The sequence below is a fragment of the Marinobacter mangrovi genome (assembly GCF_016798325.1).
GTDB classification, from domain to species: Bacteria; Pseudomonadota; Gammaproteobacteria; order Pseudomonadales; family Oleiphilaceae; genus Marinobacter_A; species Marinobacter_A mangrovi.
This window is the reverse complement of the sequence record NZ_JAERVO010000008.1, coordinates 23,926-44,886: the sequence shown is the minus strand read 5'-3', so window position 1 is coordinate 44,886 and position 20,961 is coordinate 23,926. Positions and strand designations below refer to the sequence as shown.

18 protein-coding genes and 1 tRNA gene are annotated in these 20,961 nt (G+C 61.7%); 4 read left to right on the top strand and 15 right to left on the bottom strand.

All coding sequences use genetic code 11. The features are described 5' to 3' along the window. Nucleotides 1-62 precede the first annotated feature (62 nt). Together JL474_RS19495 and JL474_RS19490 are read right to left on the bottom strand one after the other, a co-directional pair. A complete protein-coding gene (locus tag JL474_RS19495) occupies nt 63-725 on the bottom strand; it encodes a CoA transferase subunit B (RefSeq protein ID WP_123636215.1) in 663 nt (220 codons plus the stop codon). A 54-nt stretch (nt 726-779) separates the two neighbouring features. Beyond that, a complete protein-coding gene (locus JL474_RS19490; RefSeq protein ID WP_203143503.1) occupies nt 780-1,478 on the bottom strand; it encodes a CoA transferase subunit A in 699 nt (232 codons plus the stop codon). A 156-nt stretch (nt 1,479-1,634) separates the two neighbouring features. Between JL474_RS19490 and JL474_RS19485 the strand changes: the two genes are divergently transcribed. Beyond that, a complete protein-coding gene (locus tag JL474_RS19485) occupies nt 1,635-2,546 on the top strand; it encodes a LysR family transcriptional regulator (protein ID WP_203143501.1) in 912 nt (303 codons plus the stop codon). 226 nt (nt 2,547-2,772) lie between these two features. Here the strand turns inward: JL474_RS19485 and JL474_RS19480 are convergent. From JL474_RS19480 to rpsU, 4 genes are all read right to left on the bottom strand, one after another. Further along, nucleotides 2,773-2,849: transfer RNA gene (locus JL474_RS19480), tRNA-Ile, on the bottom strand. Between the two features lie 97 nt (nt 2,850-2,946). Then, the gene (rpoD, locus tag JL474_RS19475) at nt 2,947-4,785 is read right to left on the bottom strand and encodes an RNA polymerase sigma factor RpoD (RefSeq protein WP_123636211.1); all 1,839 of its coding nucleotides are present in this window, start codon (nt 4,783-4,785) and stop codon (nt 2,947-2,949) included. A 170-nt stretch (nt 4,786-4,955) separates the two neighbouring features. Next, nucleotides 4,956-6,704 carry a DNA primase gene (gene dnaG / locus JL474_RS19470; RefSeq protein WP_203143499.1) on the bottom strand — a complete coding sequence of 583 codons (1,749 nt, stop codon included), beginning with the start codon at nt 6,702-6,704 and terminating at the stop codon, nt 4,956-4,958. Between the two features lie 237 nt (nt 6,705-6,941). Then, entirely contained in the window at nt 6,942-7,157 is a 216-nt protein-coding gene (gene rpsU, locus JL474_RS19465; RefSeq protein WP_004578868.1) for a 30S ribosomal protein S21, read from the bottom strand. 312 nt (nt 7,158-7,469) lie between these two features. On the opposite strand from rpsU, the gene tsaD reads away from it, so the two are divergent. Then, nucleotides 7,470-8,525, top strand: a complete 1,056-nt coding sequence (gene tsaD / locus JL474_RS19460) for a tRNA (adenosine(37)-N6)-threonylcarbamoyltransferase complex transferase subunit TsaD (protein WP_203143497.1) — start codon at nt 7,470-7,472, stop codon at nt 8,523-8,525. Between the two features lie 7 nt (nt 8,526-8,532). On the opposite strand, the gene plsY is transcribed toward tsaD, so the two are convergent. After that, complete coding sequence (gene plsY / locus JL474_RS19455; protein WP_203143495.1) at nt 8,533-9,117, bottom strand: glycerol-3-phosphate 1-O-acyltransferase PlsY; 585 nt, start codon at nt 9,115-9,117, stop codon at nt 8,533-8,535. A gap of 134 nt (nt 9,118-9,251) precedes the next feature. Between plsY and folB the strand changes: the two genes are divergently transcribed. Together folB and folK (JL474_RS19445) are read left to right on the top strand one after the other, a co-directional pair. Further along, the gene (gene folB / locus JL474_RS19450) at nt 9,252-9,608 is read left to right on the top strand and encodes a dihydroneopterin aldolase (RefSeq protein WP_203143493.1); all 357 of its coding nucleotides are present in this window, start codon (nt 9,252-9,254) and stop codon (nt 9,606-9,608) included. After that, complete coding sequence (folK, locus tag JL474_RS19445; protein ID WP_203143491.1) at nt 9,608-10,129, top strand: 2-amino-4-hydroxy-6-hydroxymethyldihydropteridine diphosphokinase; 522 nt, start codon at nt 9,608-9,610, stop codon at nt 10,127-10,129. Before folB ends, folK (JL474_RS19445) begins: the two co-directional genes overlap by 1 nt. 24 nt (nt 10,130-10,153) lie before the next feature. On the opposite strand, the gene pgi is transcribed toward folK (JL474_RS19445), so the two are convergent. The 8 genes from pgi to JL474_RS19405 all read right to left on the bottom strand — a co-directional run bounded on the left by pgi (nt 10,154) and on the right by JL474_RS19405 (nt 20,958). After that, complete coding sequence (pgi, locus tag JL474_RS19440; RefSeq protein WP_203143489.1) at nt 10,154-11,818, bottom strand: glucose-6-phosphate isomerase; 1,665 nt, start codon at nt 11,816-11,818, stop codon at nt 10,154-10,156. 59 nt (nt 11,819-11,877) lie between these two features. Next, on the bottom strand, nt 11,878-12,726 hold the full coding sequence (gene panC, locus JL474_RS19435; protein WP_203143486.1) for a pantoate--beta-alanine ligase: 849 nt from the start codon (nt 12,724-12,726) through the stop codon (nt 11,878-11,880). Beyond that, complete coding sequence (panB, locus tag JL474_RS19430; protein WP_203143485.1) at nt 12,723-13,517, bottom strand: 3-methyl-2-oxobutanoate hydroxymethyltransferase; 795 nt, start codon at nt 13,515-13,517, stop codon at nt 12,723-12,725. The genes panC and panB overlap by 4 nt, the downstream gene beginning before the upstream one ends. Before the next feature lie 64 nt (nt 13,518-13,581). Further along, entirely contained in the window at nt 13,582-14,100 is a 519-nt protein-coding gene (folK, locus tag JL474_RS19425) for a 2-amino-4-hydroxy-6-hydroxymethyldihydropteridine diphosphokinase (RefSeq protein ID WP_203143757.1), read from the bottom strand. Between the two features lie 8 nt (nt 14,101-14,108). After that, complete coding sequence (pcnB, locus tag JL474_RS19420; protein ID WP_123636202.1) at nt 14,109-15,458, bottom strand: polynucleotide adenylyltransferase PcnB; 1,350 nt, start codon at nt 15,456-15,458, stop codon at nt 14,109-14,111. 970 nt (nt 15,459-16,428) lie between these two features. After that, the gene (locus JL474_RS19415; RefSeq protein ID WP_123636201.1) at nt 16,429-17,826 is read right to left on the bottom strand and encodes a sigma-54-dependent transcriptional regulator; all 1,398 of its coding nucleotides are present in this window, start codon (nt 17,824-17,826) and stop codon (nt 16,429-16,431) included. 20 nt (nt 17,827-17,846) lie between these two features. Beyond that, a complete protein-coding gene (locus tag JL474_RS19410) occupies nt 17,847-20,792 on the bottom strand; it encodes a sensor histidine kinase (protein WP_236012394.1) in 2,946 nt (981 codons plus the stop codon). Next, nucleotides 20,782-20,958, bottom strand: a complete 177-nt coding sequence (locus JL474_RS19405) for a hypothetical protein (RefSeq protein ID WP_165495810.1) — start codon at nt 20,956-20,958, stop codon at nt 20,782-20,784. The genes JL474_RS19410 and JL474_RS19405 overlap by 11 nt, the downstream gene beginning before the upstream one ends. Nucleotides 20,959-20,961 lie beyond the last annotated feature (3 nt).

Genomic DNA, 20,961 nt, shown 5'->3' with positions numbered 1-20,961 from the left:
GTGACGAAACCAAGAAAGCCCCGCAGGCGGGGCTTGGGTGGTTCTGTCGTCTGGAAAACCGGTTATCCGGCGACGGTCATCTCCGGCACAGAGTCGGGTACCACCAGCTCGCCGCCGGTCTTCCGGATGATTTCCTCGACACTCACCCCGGGTGCCCGTTCCTTGAGGACAAACTGGCCGTTCTCGATCTCGATGTAGGCCAGATCCGTCAGCACACGCTTGATGCAACCCGCGCCGGTCAGGGGCAGGGTGCATGCCTGCAGCAATTTGGGTTCACCGGACTTGGACGCATGGGTCATGGTGACGATGATGTTCTCGGCCCCGGCCACCAGATCCATGGCGCCGCCCATGCCTTTCACCAGTTTGCCCGGCACCATCCAGGAGGCGATGTTGCCCTGGACGTCCACTTCAAAGGCGCCCAGCACGGTCAGGTCGACGTGACCGCCCCGGATCATCGCAAAGGAGTCGGCGGAATCGACAATGGAAGCGCCCGGCTGGGCCGTCACGGTCTGCTTGCCGGCGTTGATCATGTCCGGATCGACCTGTTCCTCGGTGGGGAACGGGCCCATGCCGAGCAGGCCGTTCTCGGACTGAAGCATCACCTCGATGCCGGCGGGGACATAATTGGCCACCAGCGTCGGGATGCCAATGCCCAAATTGACGTAGAAACCGTCTTCCAGTTCGGCGGCGACGCGTTGCGCCATCTGTTCGCGGGTCAGTGCCATGGTCTGTTCCTCTTGTTCTGATTGGGTCGGCGGAAAACGGACGTCTCAGGCGGCTCAGCCGCGGACGGTCCGCTTCTCGATCCGCTTCTCGAACGTCCCGCAGATCAGTCGGTCCACGTAAATGCCGGGCGTGTGGATTGCGGCGGGATCCAGTTCGCCGGGAGCGACGATCTCTTCCACTTCGACAACCGTGACCTTGCCCGCCATGGCGACGAGCGGATTGAAGTTGCGAGCGGTATGGCGGTAGATGACGTTGCCGTAGGTGTCGGCTTTCCAGCCCTTCACGATGGCGAAATCGCCGGGCAGCGCCTCTTCCAGAACGTAATGGCGATCCCCGAACAGACGGGTCTCCTTGCCTTCGGCGATGCGGGTGCCGTAACCGGTGGCGGTGTAGAAGGCGGGAATGCCCGCGCCGGCGGCGCGCATGCGCTCGGCCAGGTTGCCCTGCGGGGTCAGCTCGACTTCGAGATCGCCGTCCAGCAGCTGCTTTTCGAACAGCGCGTTTTCGCCCACATAGGACGCGATCATCTTGCGGATCTGGCAATCTTCCAGCAGCAGGCCCAGGCCAAAACCGTCGACGCCGCAGTTGTTGGACGCCACGGTCAGGTCACGGGTGCCCTTGCGTTTGATCTCGGCGATCAGGTTTTCCGGGATGCCGCAGAGCCCGAAGCCACCGGCCAGCAGGGTCATGCCGTCTTCCAGGCCGGCCATCGCCTCTTCATAGGAGCTCACGCGTTTATCGAAACCGGCCATAGTGCCGCCTCCTCTGTTTTATTGTTGCTGTATGGCACAGAGTCTCGCGGCCTGCCGTTGATTTGTTAAGTTTGTAATATTGAAGAATTGATTGGTTTTATAAAACAAAAGGCCGGCGATACAATGAGGTCAATCAGTTAGCAGCGGGGTGATCGCATGACGGTGAAACAACTTCGGGCTTTCCTGGCGGTAGCCCAGACCTTGAGTTTTGCCCAAGCGTGCGAACGGCTGCATCTGTCCCAGTCCGCGCTCAGCCTGTCGATCAAGGCACTGGAAGAGAGCCTCGGCGGCGCCTTGTTCAGCCGGACCACCCGGAACGTTCGTCTGACGCCCGAAGGGGAGGCGCTGTTACCCCTGGCGCGCCGCCTGATGGCGGACTGGGACAACGCCCGGGACGAGATCCGTCAGCGCTTCGAACTGGAGCTGGGTCGTGTGACCGTAGCGGCCATGCCGTCCTTTGCCGGCAACCTGCTGCCCGGCATCCTCAAGGATTTCCGGGCCCGCTACCCCAAGATCAGTGTGACCATCCAGGATGTCATCAACGAAGACGTCATCGACCGGGTCCAGATTGGACAGGTCGAACTGGGCATTGCCTTCGAGCCTTCGGCGGCTTCCCGGCTGACCTTTACGCCGCTTTACATGGACCGTTTCGTCGCTGTTGTACCGTCGGACTCGCCGCTGGCGGAGAGTCACGATCTGGCCTGGGACCAGCTCCTGAAAGAACCCTTCATTGCGCTCCAACGCCCGTCGGCCGTGCGATATATGCTGGAAGAGACATTGGCCGCTCAGGCCCAGACATTGCCCGTCGAACTCGAAAGCCACCAGCTTTCAACGGTCGGCCGAATGGTCTCCGCCGGTCTGGGCGTCAGCGCCGTACCGGCCTTGTGCATCGGCCAGATGCAGGCCCTGGGCGCGCGCTGCCTGCCACTGCGAGATCCGGTGATCGAGCGACCGATCGGTGTGCTGCTGTCATCCGAGCGAGGGTTATCGGTCGCCGGGCAGGCGCTGCTGGATACGTTGATGGCGACGCCGTTTGATGCGGTTGGTTTGGCGGCTGAAAGGAGTTAGTCCAACAACTCACGGTTGAACCATGGGCGTTTTGTAGGAGCAGTGGATACAGAAGGCAGTGTCGGTCATGCACCGGCCTTGCTGGGTTTCTGGCGCGCATTTAACGAAGCAGCGCTTCGTGCGCCGGAAACGGCTCGTATCTGTGATACGAGACTGGATTAGTCCAGCGACTCTCAATTGAATCTCGAGATACCGCTCGACTGGGGGTAAAACATAACCAAAAGAATGGTGGGCCTTGCTGGACTTGAACCAGCGACCAATCGATTATGAGTCGACTGCTCTAACCAACTGAGCTAAAGGCCCGGAGGGAAACTAAAAACGGGCGCCATTATACTCATCGTACAGGGCGCCCGCCAGAGCTTGTTGCGCGGGCCGCGAGGGCGGCCCGGCGAAAGCTCGATCAGGAGTTGTGGTCGTCGATGAAGCCGCGCAGGTGATCGGAGCGCGAAGGATGACGCAGCTTGCGCAGGGCCTTGGCTTCGATCTGACGGATCCGCTCGCGGGTGACGTCGAACTGCTTGCCGACTTCTTCCAGCGTGTGGTCGGTGTTCATCTCGATACCGAAACGCATCCGCAGCACCTTGGATTCCCGCGCGGTCAAGCCGGCCAGGACGGAGCGGGTGGCCTCGCGCAGGCCTTCGGCCGTGGCGGAATCCACCGGCGACAGCGCCTGGATGTCCTCGATGAAATCGCCCAGGTGGGAGTCTTCATCGTCACCGATCGGGGTTTCCATGGAGATCGGCTCTTTGGCGATCTTCAGGACCTTGCGGATCTTGTCTTCCGGCATTTCCATGCGCTCACCCAGCTCTTCCGGCGTCGGTTCGCGACCCATTTCCTGCAGCATCTGGCGGGAAATCCGGTTGAGCTTGTTGATCGTTTCGATCATGTGAACCGGGATCCGGATGGTCCGGGCCTGGTCCGCGATGGAGCGGGTGATCGCCTGGCGAATCCACCAAGTGGCGTAGGTTGAGAACTTGTAACCACGACGGTATTCGAACTTGTCCACCGCCTTCATCAGGCCGATGTTGCCTTCCTGGATCAGATCCAGGAACTGCAGGCCGCGGTTGGTGTACTTCTTGGCGATGGAGATGACCAGACGCAGGTTGGCCTCAACCATTTCCTTCTTGGCTCGGCGGGCCTTGGCCTCACCAATGGACACGCGGCGGTTGATTTCCTTGATTTCCGGAACGGTCAGGTTGACGTCATTCTGGACGTTCGCAATGCGTTTCTGCATCCGTACGATTTCGTCCAGGCGCTCGGCAATCCGCTCAGCGTGGGCACCCTTGGCTTTGGCGGCCTCTTCGGCCCAGGCCAGATTGGTCTCGTTGCCCGGGAAGGACTTGATGAAGTCCTTGCGCGGCATGCGGCTTTCGCGCACGCAGATGGCCATGATGGCGCGCTCGTTTTCGCGAACCGCCTCGTTGGTGGAGCGAATGACGTTCACCAGTTCTTCGAAGGCCTTGTTGGCCAGCTTGAACGGCGCGAAGACCTGTCCCAGCTCGTTCAGGGCGTCCTGGGCTTTCTCGGAATCCCGACCGTGCTTCTCAAGCGCCTTCTCGGCAACGTCCAGCTTTTCACGCAGCAGTTCGAAGCGCAGGCGGGTTTCTTCCGGATCCGGACCGTTGTCGGTTTCTTCCTCGGAATCGTCGTCGTCATCGCTGGAGGACGCGGACTCGTCATTGGTGCTGCTGGTGTCCTCGCCCATGAAGGGCTCGGCGTCGTCCGGGTCGAGGAAGCCGGTGACGATGTCGCTCAACCGGCCTTCGTTCTCGATAATGCGGTCGTAAGCCTGAATGACAGTGGCAGCCGTACCAGGGAAGTGCGCAATCGCAGCCATCACATCGCGGATACCTTCCTCGATGCGCTTGGCAATCACGATCTCACCTTCGCGGGTCAGCAGCTCGACGGTGCCCATTTCGCGCATGTACATGCGCACCGGGTCCGTCGTGCGGCCAGCGTCGGTTTCCACGGCAGCCAGCGCCGCGGCCGCTTCAGCCGCCGCCGCTTCATCTGCTGCGGTGTCGCCATCGGTCATGAGCAGCGTATCGGCATCCGGGGCTTCCTCGGATACCTGGATGCCCATGTCGTTAATCATCCGGATGATGTCTTCCACCTGATCCGGATCCGCTATATCCTCAGGCAAGTGGTCATTGACTTCGGCGTAGGTCAGGTAACCTTGCTCTTTGCCGCGGGCAATGAGATCTTTCAAACGGGACTTCTGCGAATTGCTGCCTGACATAGACACCCTATGGACTCGCTGGTAAAAAGATGAAAAGATAAACAGCCATTATAGCTGTCGCTCAAATTCTCTGCCACAAAGCTTAAGTTGTGGCACGGTCTCCCTGTTTCAAGAGAAACCCCAGTAAGTAACCTCCACAATGCCTTTCGATTGGGCATTTGCGAAAAGGTTCAACCGCCCTCACCACTGCTCAGGCGCTTCAGTTCGCGGTGATCTTCCGCGGTAAACTCGCCGGCGGCCTTGCGCTTGATCAGCGCTGCGATTCTCTGCTTTCGAACCGCCTCGCGGTTCGGTGTCAGGATTTCTCTGGCCGAGGCGATGGTGTTCTCCCGTTCGGGGACATGCTCGATGCCGTCGAACAGGTGGTAAAACTGTGACCGGGCCCGACTGTCAAAGGCCAACGCGGTAATGACGTCCCGGTGTTGCTTCAGATTCGACTCGCGAATCCAGTGCGCCAGGCGGCCTGATTGTCGCAGGCTGCGATCCTGGCGAGCGGCTTCCAGCACTTCTTCTGCCAGATCCGGCGCTTCGATCAGGGCGAGGCTGAGGCTGCTGTCTCGGCTCAGGCGGACTTCAACCGGTTCTTCGCTGATGCGCTCCGGGCCCTTGAATCCTTTACCCCGGAAGCCTTTCCCCTTGTTGCCATTGCCATCCCGTCGTGGCTGCCATTCGCGGCGGCCACACAGGCGCATCATTTCGTGCCACATGGCATCGCGCAGCGTGCTGCGCGGCATCTTGTTGAGCAGCGGCTCGACCCGCGCTCGCAGCTCCCCGCGATGCTCCGGCAGGTTCAGGTCCAGGCCCTCGCTCTGCCGGTCGAACAGGAAGCGCGACAGTGGCGCGGCGCCCTCAATTCGCTGGCGGAAGGCTTCGGCGCCTTCCTTGCGGACCAGCGTGTCCGGGTCCTCGCCCTCGGGCAGCATCAGGAACTGCAGGTGCAGACCGTCTGCCATCAGTTCCAGGGCGTTGTCCATGGCGCGGTCGGCGGCCCGGAAGCCGGCTTTGTCGCCATCGAAGCAGAACACCACGTGCCGAACATGGCGCAGCAGCGCCTGCAGGCTGTCCTGGTTGGTGGCGGTACCCAATGTCGCCACTGCTTCATGGATGCCGTGCTGGGCGAGGGCGATGACGTCCATATAGCCCTCGACCACCAGCAGGCGGTCCAGTCGCCGGAGGCTTTTCTGTGCTTCAAACAGGCCGTAGATTTCCCGGCTCTTGTGAAACACGTCCGATTCCGGCGAGTTGATGTACTTCGCCTTGTCGTCGCCCAGTGTGCGGCCGCCGAACGCGATCGTGCGACCCCGCGTATTGCGGATCGGGAACATGATCCGGTTGCGGAACAGGTCCCGCGGTCGTCCGTATTTGTCCGACACCGTGCCGGTTTCGATCAGCGGTCCGCGCAGCGCCGGCTCGGCCGCTTGATGCAGGACAGCGCCGTCACCCGGGGCGAAACCGATCTGATACTGTTCGATTGTGGCCGCATCGAGACCGCGTTGGCGCAGATAGTCCCTCGCCAGGGCGGCACCCGGCTGGTTCAGGGCATCGCGATAGAACTGGTTGGCAAACTCCAGGGCATCCGTCAGCGTCCGCACCTGCTGCATTTCCTGGCGGGCCGCCTTGTCGTAGGGCACTTCCAGGCCCATACGACGTGCCAGTTCCTCGACGGCTTCGGTGAATCCCAGATTGTCGTATTCGCGGACGAAGCTGATGGCGTCGCCATGGGCGCCGCAGCCGAAACAGTGATAGAACCCTTTGTCAGGGCGTACGTTGAACGATGGCGTCTTTTCGTCGTGGAAGGGGCAGCGGGCCTTGTAGTTACCGCCGGCCTTCTTCAGTGTGATCCGGCTTCCAATCAGCTCGGCCAGGTCAACCCGGTCCAGAAGCTCATCGATAAAGCGTTGAGGGATCAGGCCGCTCATGACATCTCCGGCGTTGTAAAACTCAGCATCAAGAGACTAGACCAAATCGCTCGGGTTGCCAGTTGGCCTGTGAGCGGGGTCATTGCGCTTTGCTATGGCGCGGAGTCAGGACGAAAAGAGGGCACCCACAAGCCAAAAAATGCCGCCGAAGCAGGGCCTCGACGGCATCGGATGCATGCACCCCTGACCGGCGTGCCGGTCAGGGGTGTGAAGCGGCAAATCCGGGCGGTCTGAAACTCAGTACAGACGCTCGAACTTGCGCTGTTCCCGCTGAAGCTTCTTGAGATGGCGCTTGACGGCAGCGGCAGCTTTACGCTTACGAACGGCAGTCGGCTTCTCGTAGTGCTCACGACGACGCACTTCGGACAGAATGCCGGCCTTTTCACAAGACCGCTTGAAGCGACGCAGCGCTACGTCGAATGGCTCATTCTCTTTCACTTTAACAGCTGGCATTCGAAAATCACCTACCTTTAAGATCGATTCGGTTTGAGTTCAGTTCCCGCGCGGGCTCAAGGCCCGTGCCTGGCGCTGATGATTCGTTTGATCTCGCGCAGATCAGACGAGAATTGTCTAAAACTCGACCAGCGCAGATTTAAGGGCGGCAATGATAGCGTCTTATCTGGCTGGTTGTAAAGCGTTCAATTCGATCATCACGGCCGCGACAGGCCAGGGAAAACCACAGCGGCCGCGCTGGCCCTGATCTGGTAAAATACGGCGTCATTTTTACCTGCCCCGTATATAGGGGCGCCCTTGTGGAAGTTCAATATGCTGGTTCTTGGAATCGAGACCTCTTGCGATGAAACCGGTGTCGCGCTGTTCGATAACGAGCGTGGCCTGCTGTCCCATGCGCTGTTCAGTCAGATCGACATGCACGCCGACTATGGCGGTGTGGTGCCGGAGCTTGCCTCCCGGGATCACGTCCGCAAGCTGCTGCCGCTGTGTGACCAGGTGCTGGCCGAGGCCGGTTGTACCCGTCACGATCTGGACGCGGTGACCTACACCGCGGGTCCGGGGCTGATCGGCGCGCTGATGGTCGGTGGTTCGGTGGCACATGCGCTGGCGATGGCGCTGGATATTCCGGTGCTGGGCGTCCACCACATGGAAGGGCACCTGTTGGCGCCGATGCTGGAAGACAATCCGCCGGCGTTTCCGTTTGTGGCCCTGCTGGTCTCCGGCGGCCACACGCAGTTGGTTCGGGTCGACGGCATCGGGCAGTACGAATTGCTGGGCGAGTCCGTGGACGATGCTGCCGGCGAAGCGTTCGACAAGACCGCCAAGATGCTGGGACTGGACTACCCGGGCGGTCCGCGCGTGGCGAAGCTGGCCGAGCAGGGCCGGGAAGGTCGCTACCGGTTTCCGCGCCCAATGACCGACCGGCCGGGGCTGGATTTCAGCTTCAGCGGCCTGAAGACCTACACGCTCAACACGGTGAATGACGCCGAGGCCAATGGCGGTCTGGATGACCAGACCCGGGCCGATATCGCGTTGGCGTTTGAAAGCGCGGTGGTCGATACCCTGGCGATCAAATGCCGCCGGGCGCTGGAAGCGTCGGGCTGCAAGCGTCTGGTCGTAGCCGGGGGCGTCAGTGCCAACCGGCGTCTGCGGGCGGCCCTGGAGACCATGGTTGGAAAGCTGCGGGCCGAAGTGTTCTACGCCCGGCCGGAGTTCTGCACCGATAATGGGGCGATGATTGCCTATGCCGGCTGCCAGCGGCTGCTGGCCGGGCAGCGGGACGGGGACCGGATTGTGGCGGTTCCGCGCTGGCCAATGAATACATTGCCGTCACTGGAAACACCCTGCGTTAACGGTCTGAAAGCGTAAGTCGGGCTTACACCGGCGGTTCCCGGCGCTGCGCCAGGCGGATCAGGTTGTCCCGGTGACGCACCAGGATCAGCAGGGTCAGGAGGCCGAACAGGGGCAGGGCGTCAGGTTCCAGCAGCGTACTGATGATGGGGCCGGCAACGGCCGCAGTCACGGACGCCAGCGACGAAATATGCCAGCGCCACATTATCAGGCTCCACAGGCTGGCCAGAATCACGGTGGTGAGCGGCGCCAGAGCGAGGCCGGCACCCAGTGCGGTGGCCACGCCCTTGCCGCCCTGGAAGCGGGCAAACAGGGGAAGCATGTGGCCGGTGACCGCGCACAGGGCAACGACGGCCAGTGCGACCGGGCCGAGATCAAAAGCCGTGCCTATCCAGACCGGGATAGCGCCCTTGAGGGCATCCAGCGCCAGCGTGACCAGGGCAGGCAGCCAACCGCCGGCACGATAGACATTGGTGGCGCCGGGATTGCCGGAGCCCAGGGCTCGTGGATCCGGCAATCGCCAAAGGCGGCAGATCAGCGGTGCAAACAGGATCGAGCCCATGAGGTAGGCGAAGAGACCGGTGATCACAGTCAGTGCGGTTTCGGGCATGGGCAGAGACGTCGAACAGTCGATTGTGCGAGAATCGCTCCCCCGCACGTCGTGCGTGCGTCGGAGAATGGTCTGAAATCACGTTAATGGGAATGTGAGGCAGGCCGCAAGTTTTTAATGAGGGCGACTTACCCGTGACAGACACGGTATTTATCGAAGGGCTCGTCGTGGAAACCGTGATCGGTGACTACGAATGGGAGCGGCACATCCTTCAGCGCTTGGAAATCGACCTGGAAATGGCTTGGGATAATCGGGCGCCTGGCGTCAGCGACGATGTCGCGGACGCGCTGGATTATGCCGCTGTCAGCGAAACCATCCGCCAGTGGTTCCGGGACAATCAGCCCAGACTGCTGGAGGCCGCTGCGGAATCCCTGGCCGCCGAGATTCGCAAGCGCCACGGCGTCAATTGGCTGAGTCTGCGCCTGCGCAAACCGGGCGCCGTTCCGGATGCCCGAAGTGTCGGGGTGCGCATCGAGAGGGGAGCGCGTTAGTGTCTTTTGCAGCGACCGTCTACCTCGGTATCGGCAGCAATGTGGACCGTGAGCGCCACGTGCTGGCGGCGCTGAATGCCCTGTCCGAGCGTTACGAGCTGTTCGCCGTGTCGTCCGTCTACGAGAGTGAGTCGGTCGGCTTCGACGGGAGTCCCTTTTACAATCTGGTGGTTGGGATTCGCACCGGGGAATCCATTGCCACGCTGTCGCGCTTTCTCAAGGGCCTGGAAGTGGAAAACGGGCGCCGGCCCGGCATGCCGAAGTTCAGTCCGCGCACGCTGGATCTGGATATCCTGACCTACGATGACCGGGTGGGCGTGATCGATGGTGTCGAGTTGCCGCGCGGCGAAATCCTCACCAATGCGTTTGTACTGCGGCCTCTGGCTGAAATTGCCCCGGCCGTTGAGCATCCGCAAAAGAACAGGACCTACCAGCAGCTCTGGGCCGAATACACCGGGGACCAGAAGCTGTGGCCCATCCCCTTTAGCTGGCAGGGGCGGGCGATTTCACCGCGCCCCTGAGCGTTTCCAACTGGACGCCAGACGTCAGGCGTCGTCTTTGTGCTTGCGCCGGAACAGATCGATCAGGCCATCGGTTGAGCTGTCGGTCTGCTTGTCATCGCTGGAGGCGAGCAGGCGGTCGAGGATAGCCTGCCCCAGCTGTTTACCCAGCTCCACGCCCCACTGATCGAACGAATCCACATCCCAGATCGCGCCCTGAACGAACGTCTTGTGCTCGTAAAGCGCGACCAGGGCACCCACCGTGCGCGGTGTGCTGCGCTCGAACAGGATGGTGTTCGACGGTTTGTTGCCCGGGATCACTTTATGCGGCGCCAGCTTTTCGATGGCGGCTTCATCCAGTCCCTGATCGCGCAGTTCCGCCCGCGCCTCGTCGAGATTCTTGCCGCGCATCAGCGCCTGGGCCTGACTCAGGCAGTTGGCAAACAGGATGGCGTGGTGCGTGGCCACCGGGTTATGGGTCCGCAGCGGGATGATGAAGTCCGCCGGTGACATGCGGGTGCCTTGGTGCAGCAGCTGGTGATAGGCGTGCTGGCCGTTGGCGCCGGCGCCGCCCCAGATGATCGGGCCGGTCTCGTAATTCACGGACGTGCCATCGTGGGTGACGCACTTGCCGTTACTTTCCATATCCAGCTGCTGCAGGTGAGCCGGCAGACCCCGGAGGTAATGGTCGTACGGCAGGATGGCGTGGGCGTCGGCGCCCCAGAAGTTGCCGTACCAGACGCCGAGAAGCGCCAGGATGACCGGCAGGTTTTCTTCCAGCGGCGCGTTCTTGAAGTGCTGGTCCATGGCGTGGGCGCCGGACAGCAGCGAGCGGAAGTTTTCCATGCCGATGGTGAGCGCGGTGGGTAGACCGATAGCCGACCACAGCGAGTAGCGACCGCCGACCCAGTCCCACATGGGAAAGATGTTTTCCTCGGCGATGCCGAAATCGATGGCTTCTTTTTCGTTGGCGGTGACCGCGACGAAGTGTTTGGAGATCAGGGCTTCGTCACCACCGTTGTGCAGGAACCATTCCCGGGCCACCTTGGTGTTTTCCAGCGTTTCCTGGGTTTTGAAGGACTTGGACTGGATCAGGAACAGGGTGGTTTCCGGATTGATGTGGCGCAGGACTTCGGTGATGTGGCTACCGTCGATGTTGGCCACGTAGTGACAGTTCAGGCGGCCGTGCCAGTAGGGTTTGAGCGCCGCGGATACCAGTTTGGGGCCAAGGAAAGAGCCGCCGATGCCGATACTGACCACGTCGGTAAACGGTTTGTTGGTGAACCCGCGCCACTGGGTGCTGCGAATGCGCCACACGAACTCTTCCATTCGCGCCAGCGTTGAGCGGACTTCCGGCATGATGTCCTGGTCGCCGACGCGCATCGGTTCATCACTCAGGTTGCGCAGGGCCGTGTGCAGGGCCGGGCGGTTTTCGCTGGTGTTGATGTTGTCGCCGCGGAACATGGCTTCGATCTGTTCCGGCACCTTGCAGGCCCGGGCCAGCGCCATCAGGTGGGGCATGGTCTCGCGGGTGATCAGGTTCTTCGAATAGTCCAGGGAGATGCCGGCGGCGGTGGTGAAGTAGTTCTGGAAACGCTCCGGGTCCTGGTCGAACAGATCCCGCATGTGCGTGTCTTTGAGGCTGGCCTGATGGTCGATCAGGGTTTTCCATTCCGGTTTTTCGGTCAGGCCTGGCTTGCTCGTACTCATGTCCTCTCCCTGGTGGGTTGCCGTTACGGCGCCGGATCGTTGCTGACCCGACCCCGCGACTAGCGATTAATGGATAGGTTGTCGATCAGTCGAGTGGTTCCCAGAAAGGCGGCAGCGAGGATGGTGATCTGTGTGTCGTCCTTCTTTGCCGGCTTCAGCGTTAGGCTGTTTACGATGTTGTAGTAGTCCGGCCGGAAGCCGGCTTCGGTCAGGCGGGTTTGCGCGTCGCTCTCCAGCGTGGCGAAGTCGCGGTCGCCGTCTTTCAGCGCCTTGGCCGTGGTCTGCAGCGTCTGGAACAATGTGGGGGCGATGGCCCGCTCCTGTTCGTTCAGATAGCCGTTGCGGGAGCTGCGGGCGAGGCCGTTGTCTTCGCGGTGGGTCGGCGCGCCGACAATTTCCACCGGCATGAACAGGTCGGCGACCATCTTGCGGATCACGGCCAACTGCTGGAAGTCTTTCTCGCCGAATACCGCCACATCAGGCTGGACCATGTTGAACAGCATGGAGACGACGGTGGATACGCCGTCGAAATGGCCCGGCCGACTGGCACCGCAATGGCCTTCGCTAACCACTGGGACCGAGACCTGGGTCTGCTGGACCAGACCATGCGGATAGACCTCTTCGACGCTGGGGGCGAACACGATGTGATTGCCGGCCGCCTCGAGTTTTTCCTGGTCTTCCCGCAGGGTGCGCGGGTAGGTTTCCAGATCCTCGCCAGCGCCGAACTGCATCGGATTGACGAAGATGCTCGTGACCACCACATCGGCCTGTAACAGCGCCTTTTCCACCAGTGAAATATGGCCGGCGTGCAGGTTGCCCATGGTGGGCACCAAGCCAACACGGTGGCCGTGCTGGCGATGGCTGTTCAGAAGCGCGCGGAGCTCCTTGATGGTGTGTACCGTTCTCATGACTTGAACGTGTGCTCCTCAGCAGGAAAGCGTCTGTCCCGGACGGCGGCGACGTAGGCCTCGAAAGCGCCCTGGATCGAGTCGGCCTCCGCCAGGAAATTCTTGACGAACCGCGGCGTGCGGCCCGTGGTGGCACCCAGCATGTCGTGCATGACCAGGACCTGGCCGTCGGTGTCCGAGCCGGCGCCGATGCCGATCACCGGTGCGTTGACGCTCTCGGTAATGCGTTTCGCCAGCGCCGCCGGCACGCATTCCAGCAGGATGACGTCGGCGCCGGCATCCACCAGCAGGCGCGCGTGCTCGACCATGGCGTCCGCCTGGGCGTCACCGCGACCCTGCACCTTGAAACCGCCAAACTTGTTCACGAACTGCGGCGTCAGGCCCAGGTGGGCGCAAACCGGGACGCCGCGCTCGCTGAGGGCATGGATGGTGTCTTTCATCCAGTCGGTCCCTTCCAGCTTGAGCATGTGGGCGCCGGCGCGCATCAGGGCGGCTGCATTCTCCAGGGCGGCTTCGGTGGTGCCATAACTCATGAACGGCATGTCCGCCATGATCAGTGCGCCCCGGTTGCCCTTGGCGACGGCGCGGGTGTGGTAACACATCTCTTCCATGGTCACCGGAATCGTACTGTCGTTCCCCTGCAACACCATGCCCAGGGAATCGCCAATCAGCATGACATCAACACCGGCTTCGCTGATCAATTGGGCGAAAGTGGCATCGTATGCCGTCAGTACGGAAAAGGTTTCGTGGTTCTGCTTGCGTTCACGCAGCGTGTTGATGGTGACAGCCATAGAATCCTTGCCTTATGGGTGGATTATGGAGGAGGCGCCGGGATTGTCCGGGGAAGTCCCTAGATTAATCGTCACCCCCTGAGGAGGCAAGGCTGCCCGGGACAGGGTGGAGGCGGCGTAATCCGTTGTCCACGCACTGTTGGCGCAGGTCGGCGACGCGGCGGCCATCCGGCAGTTGCAGGTTCGGGGACAGATCCAGCAGGGGCTGCAGGACAAAATCCCGGTTGACCAGCTCGACATGGGGAACGGTCAGTCGGTCGTGGTTGATGGTCTGGGTGCCGTAGATCAGCAGGTCCAGGTCCAGCGTGCGCGGCCCCCAGCGTTGGACGCGTTCGCGCTGGTGGGCCTGCTCGATGCTCTGTAGGGCGTCCAGCAGTTCCAGGGGGGCAAGTTCGGTTTGCAGGTGGACGGCGCCGTTTACGAAATCGGGCTGATCCTGGGGGCCCACCGGGCGGCTGGCATAGAAAGGGGATTGGGCGACGAGGTGCGTCCGGGGCAGGGCCGCCAGCCGCGCCAGGGCGCCGGCCAGCTGGCTCAGCGGATCGGCCAGGTTGCTGCCCAGTCCGATGTAGGCGTCAACCATACCCATGGTCAGTCCTTGGACTGGGGCTTTTTGCGACGCTTGCGGCGCCGGTTGCGGGGGCCGGCCGGGCCCAGCTCCGAGAGCATGTTCTCGCGACCGCGCTCATCGGCATTCTGGAAATCGGTCCACCATTGTCCGAGGCCTTCGGTATCCTCGCCGGCGGCTTCACGCACCAGCAGGAAATCGTAGGCGGCCCGGAAGCGTGGATGTTCCAGCGTCGCAAAGGCGCGCTTGCCGTTGCGACGGGGCAGGCGCATCTGCAGTTCCCAGATCTCTTTCATGGGGCCGGAGAAGCGACGCGGAATGGCGGTCGCTTGCACCTGCTGCCCAATCACGCGGGCGATGGCGGCATGCAGGGCCGGTTGGGCCGCCTCGCCTTGATCCTGACGGCGCTTCCACTCGGCCTGCAGAGCCGGCCAGATCAACGCGGCATACATGAAATAAGGTGTAACGGACTTACCCTGGTTGATGCGGCGATCGGTGTTCTCCAGCGCGCGGCGGATCACGCCGTCCGGCTCGCCGTGTTCAATGGCGACCGCGGTGGCCGGGAACAGCGGTGCGAACAGGCCATAGGCCTGAAGCAGGTCGTAGGTGGTGGCCCCGTAACCGGCGGAGAACAGCTTGAGCACTTCATCGAACAGGCGGGCCGGCGGAATATGAGTCAGCAGCGGTGCCAGTTCGCGAATCGGGGCTTCCGTTTCCGGCGCCAGGCTGAAGTCGAGCTTGGCCGCAAAACGAATGGCCCGCAGCATGCGGACCGGATCTTCCCGGTAGCGTGTTTCCGGATCGCCGATCAACGACAGCCGGCGTTCACGCAGATCCGCGGCGCCACCGGTGAAATCGATAACGCTGAAATCTTCCATGCTGTAGTAGAGGGCGTTGATCGTGAAATCGCGGCGCAGCGCATCTTCTTCCATGGTGCCATAGACGTTGTCGCGCAGCAGCAGGCCGTGTTCGTTGGAGCGTCGTTCATCATCGTCATCGCTGTCGGCTTCGGTGGCATTGCCACGGAACGTGGTGACTTCGATGACTTCCCGGCCGAACAGGACATGCACGATGCGGAAACGGCGACCGATCATGCGGGAGTTGCGGAACAGGTCCCGGACTTCCTCCGGCGTGGCGTTGGTGGCCACGTCAAAATCCTTGGGGTGGCCATCCAGCAGGATATCGCGGACGCCGCCGCCGACCAGATAGGCTTCAAATCCGGCCTTGTTCAGGCGGTTCAGGACCTTCTTCGCCGGGTCGCTGATCAGGGTGCGTGAGACGGAATGCTGGTCGCGGGGAATGACCTGACGCTGGTAGGCGGATTTTTGTTTTTTGCCTTTCCCGAAAATTTTGGACTTTATCTTATCTAACATCGATACAGATTCTGATGGTTAGGTCGTGTGAGTGCTCTGCCTGGAGATTTCCGTCGGGCGGCCTGGACTGGCCGTACAGAAACCCGGTCTGCAGGTTCGACGACAAGGAGATTAGGCTGGGAGTTTACCGGTTTGTTGCAGTTAAGGCGAACAACCATTCGGGAACCGGGGTGTCAGGAAAGTCGGGGCCGATTCAAGGCCCCAGAAAATCAAAAGGCGGGAACGTGAAACACGAACCCGCCGAGAAGAGTAGACGATCTGCATTGTTGTTGTTGTGGCGCGCTCTAAAACAGTTGAACGCAAGCTCCAAGCCAGGAGCGAATGATGCGAGCGGAACGCTTTGACCACAGAGAGCGGCAATGACTTTTCGCGAGATTTGAGCAAGTGATAGGGCCGTCTGGAAGACGATTCTTTTCTTCACGTGCAACTCGCAACAGTCAGGCACCACTAAAAAGCTCAGCACCCAAAACACTCAGTTCGCTCGCGCTCAATTCTTGTTTTTGTTGATGAGCGCATTGCAGCTTTTTGTTTTTGTTTTGACGCTGCGTCATTCAGTTCTTGTTGTTGTTCGCTCGTATAGATTGCAGTGCGCGTGCCAGTTTTTGGTAATCCTTTATTAACAATGGGTTATGAATAAGTGGTTTCCGAAGGGCGGGGTTTTTTTAGATCTGAGTGTTACTTCGGTCTCAGTTCTCAGACCGAGTCTGTTCCCCCAGGTAACACCGGGTAACAGCTGAGGCGCAGTTCACACTTTGACGGGTCACGGGTGGCAATGGGTGTCTTGACTAAAGAGTAGTCAATGCGTCCCGGTTAGCCAGTTCGTCCTTACTGCTCGAAAGCGGGGCGAGCGCAAGACACAACCGCCGTGGGCCAGTCTGTCTTGATCGACAGGCCGAAGGACGCGGCAGTTCCTGACGGTGGATTACAGTAAGGAAAGGTTTGCCGGCAGGGAGGCGATCGCCGGCGCGGATCAGCTTTTCTTGCGCGGGATGCCCAGGCGCTGACGACGCTCCCAGAGGGACTTGCGGCTGATGCCGAGTTTCTGCGCCAGTTCGGTCTCGCTCATCTTGTCCTGGTTCTCCAGCACGAAATGCTGGAAGTAGTCTTCCAGAGAGAGGTCGTTTGAGGACTGCGGGTCCGGTGCGGGCGTCGGGTCTTCCTCTTCCAGCAGTCCGGCAGGGATGTGAACATCGGTGCCGTCCGTATCCAGGTCGAGCAGGTAAGGGGTGATCATACCGTCATCGCAGAGGATGGTGGCCCGCTCGATGGCGTTTTCCAGCTCCCGCACGTTACCGGGCCAGCGATGCTGTTCCAACGCGCGCATGGCTTCCGGGCTGAGACTGATGTCTGGCTTGCCCATGCGTTGGCCCTGGCGTTGCAGGAAGCGTTTGGCCAGGCCCAGGATGTCGCCATCGCGTTCCCGCAGAGGCGGAATGCGGATCTGCATGACGTTCAGGCGGTAATACAAGTCCTCCCGGAACTCGGCGGTCTTGGTCATGGCACGCAGGTTCCGGTGGGTTGCTGCGATCATGCGCACATCCACCTTGCGGCTCTGGGTCGAACCCACCCGGCGGATTTCGCTTTCCTGCAGGACGCGCAACAGCCGGGCCTGGGCCTCTGCCGGCAGTTCGCCAATTTCATCCAGGAACAGGCTGCCGCCGTCGGCCGCCTCAATCAGGCCAGTGCGGGCGGAGACCGCGCCGGTGAAGGCGCCTTTCTCATGACCGAACAGTTCGGACTCGATCAGGCTTTCCGGTATGGCGGCGCAGTTGACGCAGATCAGCGGCTGACGGGCTCTCGGGCTGAGCTGGTGCAGGGCGCGGGCCGCCAGTTCCTTACCGGTCCCGGATTCACCTTGGATCAGGACCGTGGTCTCCGTAGGGGCGACCTTGCGAATCAGGGTAAAGACGTGCTGCATGGCCGAACACTGGCCATACATAATGCGGGAGGGATCGCCCTCCGCCGTATGCGGTTCGTCCTCGGCGTCGTCTTCGCCGGACGCTTCCGGCTCGCGGACGGCGGTACGTTTGAGGATGTCCTCGACCGACGCGAGCATCTCGTCGTGATCGAATGGCTTGGCGATGTACTCCACCGCGCCCAGCTTCATGGAATCCACCGCCGATCGCAGGCTGGCGTAGCTGGTCATGATCAGCACCGGGGTGTTGGGTGCCAGGCGGATTAGCTCTGTGCCGGCAGCACCGGGCAGGCGCAGGTCCGAAATGATCAGGTCGAAGCCGTCCAGTTCATAGTGGGAGCGGGCCTCATCGACAGAGCCAGCGTCGGAGACATCGTAATCGGCATGGGTCAGCAGCTTGCGCAGGGCTGAGCGAATGATCTCTTCGTCTTCTACGATCAGGATACGATGCATGCCTCGGGAAACCGCCTCTTTCATGATTCTTGGAGGGTGTCTGTGTCCTCTTCGAAAGCCGGCAGGCTCAGCCGCACGCACGTGCCGCCGTTGCCGTCTTTCGCGACCGGACTCTCAACCTGGATATGACCGTAATGCTCTTCAACGATGCTGTACACCAGCGAGAGCCCAAGACCGGTGCCTTCGTTGGGCGCCTTGGTCGTATAGAAAGGCTCAAAGATGTGATCGAGCTGGTCTGCAGGAATGCCTGCACCCTCATCAACGACTTCGATGATAGCGGAGTAGGCTTCCTGCTTTCCACTGATCCGGATCAAGCTGCCCTCCGGTGAGGCATCGCGCGCATTGGCCAGCAGGTTGACGAAGACCTGCACCAGCCGCTGTTCGTCGCCCAGCACCTGGAGTCCGGCCGGGCAATCGTTACTGTATTGCAGGCTGCGCCCCTTGCCGCTGAGCGATACCAGGTTGAGGGACTCATCGATGCAGCGGCGCAGTTCCACCGGTTCGTAGCGGTTGGCCGGTGCGTGGTTGCCGGAGCGGGCGAAGTTCATGAGCGACTGCAGGATGCGCGAGATGCGACGGGTCTGCTGCTGGATCTGGTCGGCTGTGGACAGGATGTCCGGGTTGTCGGTCTCCAGTTTCAGGTTCTGGGCCAGAGAGGAGATCCCGGTGACCGGGTTGCCCACCTCGTGCGCCACCCCCGCGGCCAGGCGGCCGACCGAGGCGAGGCGTTCGCTGTGCATCAATTCGTCTTCCAGCAGGCGGGTTTCGGTTTGGTCCTCGACCAGCACCACATTGCCGCCTTCCGGATGGTCTGGCCCGCTCAGCGTCGATTTGTGGAGGTTGAACCAGCGCGGGCGGCCCTTCATGTCGAGTCGGTGCTTGTAACGGTGCAGTTCCTCGCCGCTGACGAAATCGTCCAGCATTTCCTGCCACTGGTCCGGGAGCGCCGTCAGCCGGGCGCCCACCACATCGTCTGCGGCTATGCCGGTGACTTCTTCCATGGCGTGGTTCCACATCAGGATTTCGCCGTCGTCGCCGATCGAGCAGGCGGCGATCGGCAGGTTCTGCAACGTTTGGCGGTAATGGCGGCGCAGGTTGTCCAGCTCGCCCGCGAGACCGGTGAGCTGGCTCTGGTAATCCCCCAGCGCCTTCTCAATGTAGTGAATGTCCTGCCCGGTGCGGCCGCCGGCCTGGGGTTTGAAGCCGAGGTGGTGCTTGACGATGTCCTGGGCCACCGACGGCCCCATCAGGCCCGACAGGTTCACCTCGATCTGGTCGCGCAGGCGGCGCAACTGGTAGGGACGGTACTCGATGCTGGGCAGGCGCAGCTGGAACAGGGCACGGTTCACTTCCCGGCTGGCAACGGCCTGGCCCAAAGGTGTGGCCAGTTGCTGCTTGAACTCATCGGATGAGCCGGACATCAGCTCGCGACGCTGTGGACGCGACAGCGCGCCCAGTGAGCACGACTGGGCCGCGCTGTCTTCTTCGCTGGAGGTTTCCGTGAGCAGCGAGATCAGGGCAAAAACACTGACGTTCACGGTCAGGCTGGCAAAGGCGAAGATATGGGAGTTGGACACGGAGACCGAAGGCAGCCCGACGAGCATCAGGATGTCGGCATCGACCGAGAACGGCAGCACCAGCGTCAGGGCCCAGATGCCGGCGCCTGCCAGCAGCCCGGCGATCAGCCCCTTGCGGTTGCCCTCCGGCCAGTAGATGACGCCCAGCGCGCCGGGCAGCAGCTGCAGCACGCCGGCCAGGGCCAGGATGCCGAGCGTCGCGAAGTCCAGCCTGGAGCCGACCCCTTCATAGAACACCAGTGCCGCAAAGATGATGACTGCCACCAGTATCCGCTTGACCCAGCGCAGCCAGCCGTAGATGTCCGCCCGCTCCCGCGGCGGCCGCAGGGGCAGGACCACATGGTTGAGCACCATACCGGCCAGGGCCAGGGTGCTGACGATCATCAGGCCGCTGGCGGCGGAGAGCCCGGCGATGTACATGGCCAGGGTCAGGGCCGGATGTCCCAGGCCGAAGGTGGCGCCCAGGGCGAAATAGCTCGATTCGGTCGGCGCATCGAGGGCCTGCCCGCCCCACAGGATCAGCGGCACCGGGATTGCCAGTAACAGCAGGTACAGCGGCAGCCCCCAGCTTGCTTTGGCCAGTGCTCGCGGGCTGGGGTTTTCGCTGAAGATCATGTGGTACATGTGTGGCAGGACCAGCGCCGCCGCGAAGGACATCAGCATCAATGCCCGCCAGCTGCCGTCGTCCAGTTTGATGCCGAACGGGGAGGCCAGCGCCACGTTGTGGTTGAGCCAGATTTCCAGTCCGCCAAAGCCATCGAACACCGAGAACAACAGCAGACCGCCGAGGAACAGCAGGGCCACCAACTTGATCAGGGAGTCGAACGCGATGGCGACGACCAGGCCCTGGTGGCTGTCCTGCCCCTGCTCACGGCGGGCACCGAACAATACGGTGAACAGCACCATCGCCAGGCTGAACAGCAGGCCGATCATATGGGGCGAGGCGCCGGGGGACAGCAGGGCCGCGGAATCGGCGACCGCCTTGATCTGCATGCTCAGCAACGACAGGATCGCCGCCCCGGAAAGCAGGGTCACCAATGTTCCGGCCCACTGGCTTCGGTAGCGGAAGGCAAACAGGTCGGCCAGCGAGGTCAGCTGGTAGGTCCGCCCGATGCGCAGGATCGGGTTGAGCAGTACAGGCGCCAGCAGGAAGGCCCCGCTGATCCCGATGTAGTAGGCCAGGTAACCGAAGCCGAACACGCTGGCCATGCCGACCGATCCGTAGATCGCCCAGATGCCCGCGTAAACGCCGAGGCTGAGGATATAGACCAGAGGGTGCCGGACCCAGCGGGCCGGAATCAGGCCACGCTCGGTGATATGGGCAATACCGAAAAGCAGGGATAGATAGGCGAGGCTGACCAGGATCAGCGTGGTCAGACTAAAACTCATTGGGATCGCGTCGCCATTCCAGCCAGAATCCCACGGCAATCAGGCCGGCCCAGGCAATAAACGGGCTGTACCACGCACTGCCGGGCTCAATCCACCAGTCGAGGATGTTGGGGGAAAAGATGTAAACGGCCAACACAAGCAGGAAGACCAGTCGGTAGATATACATCGG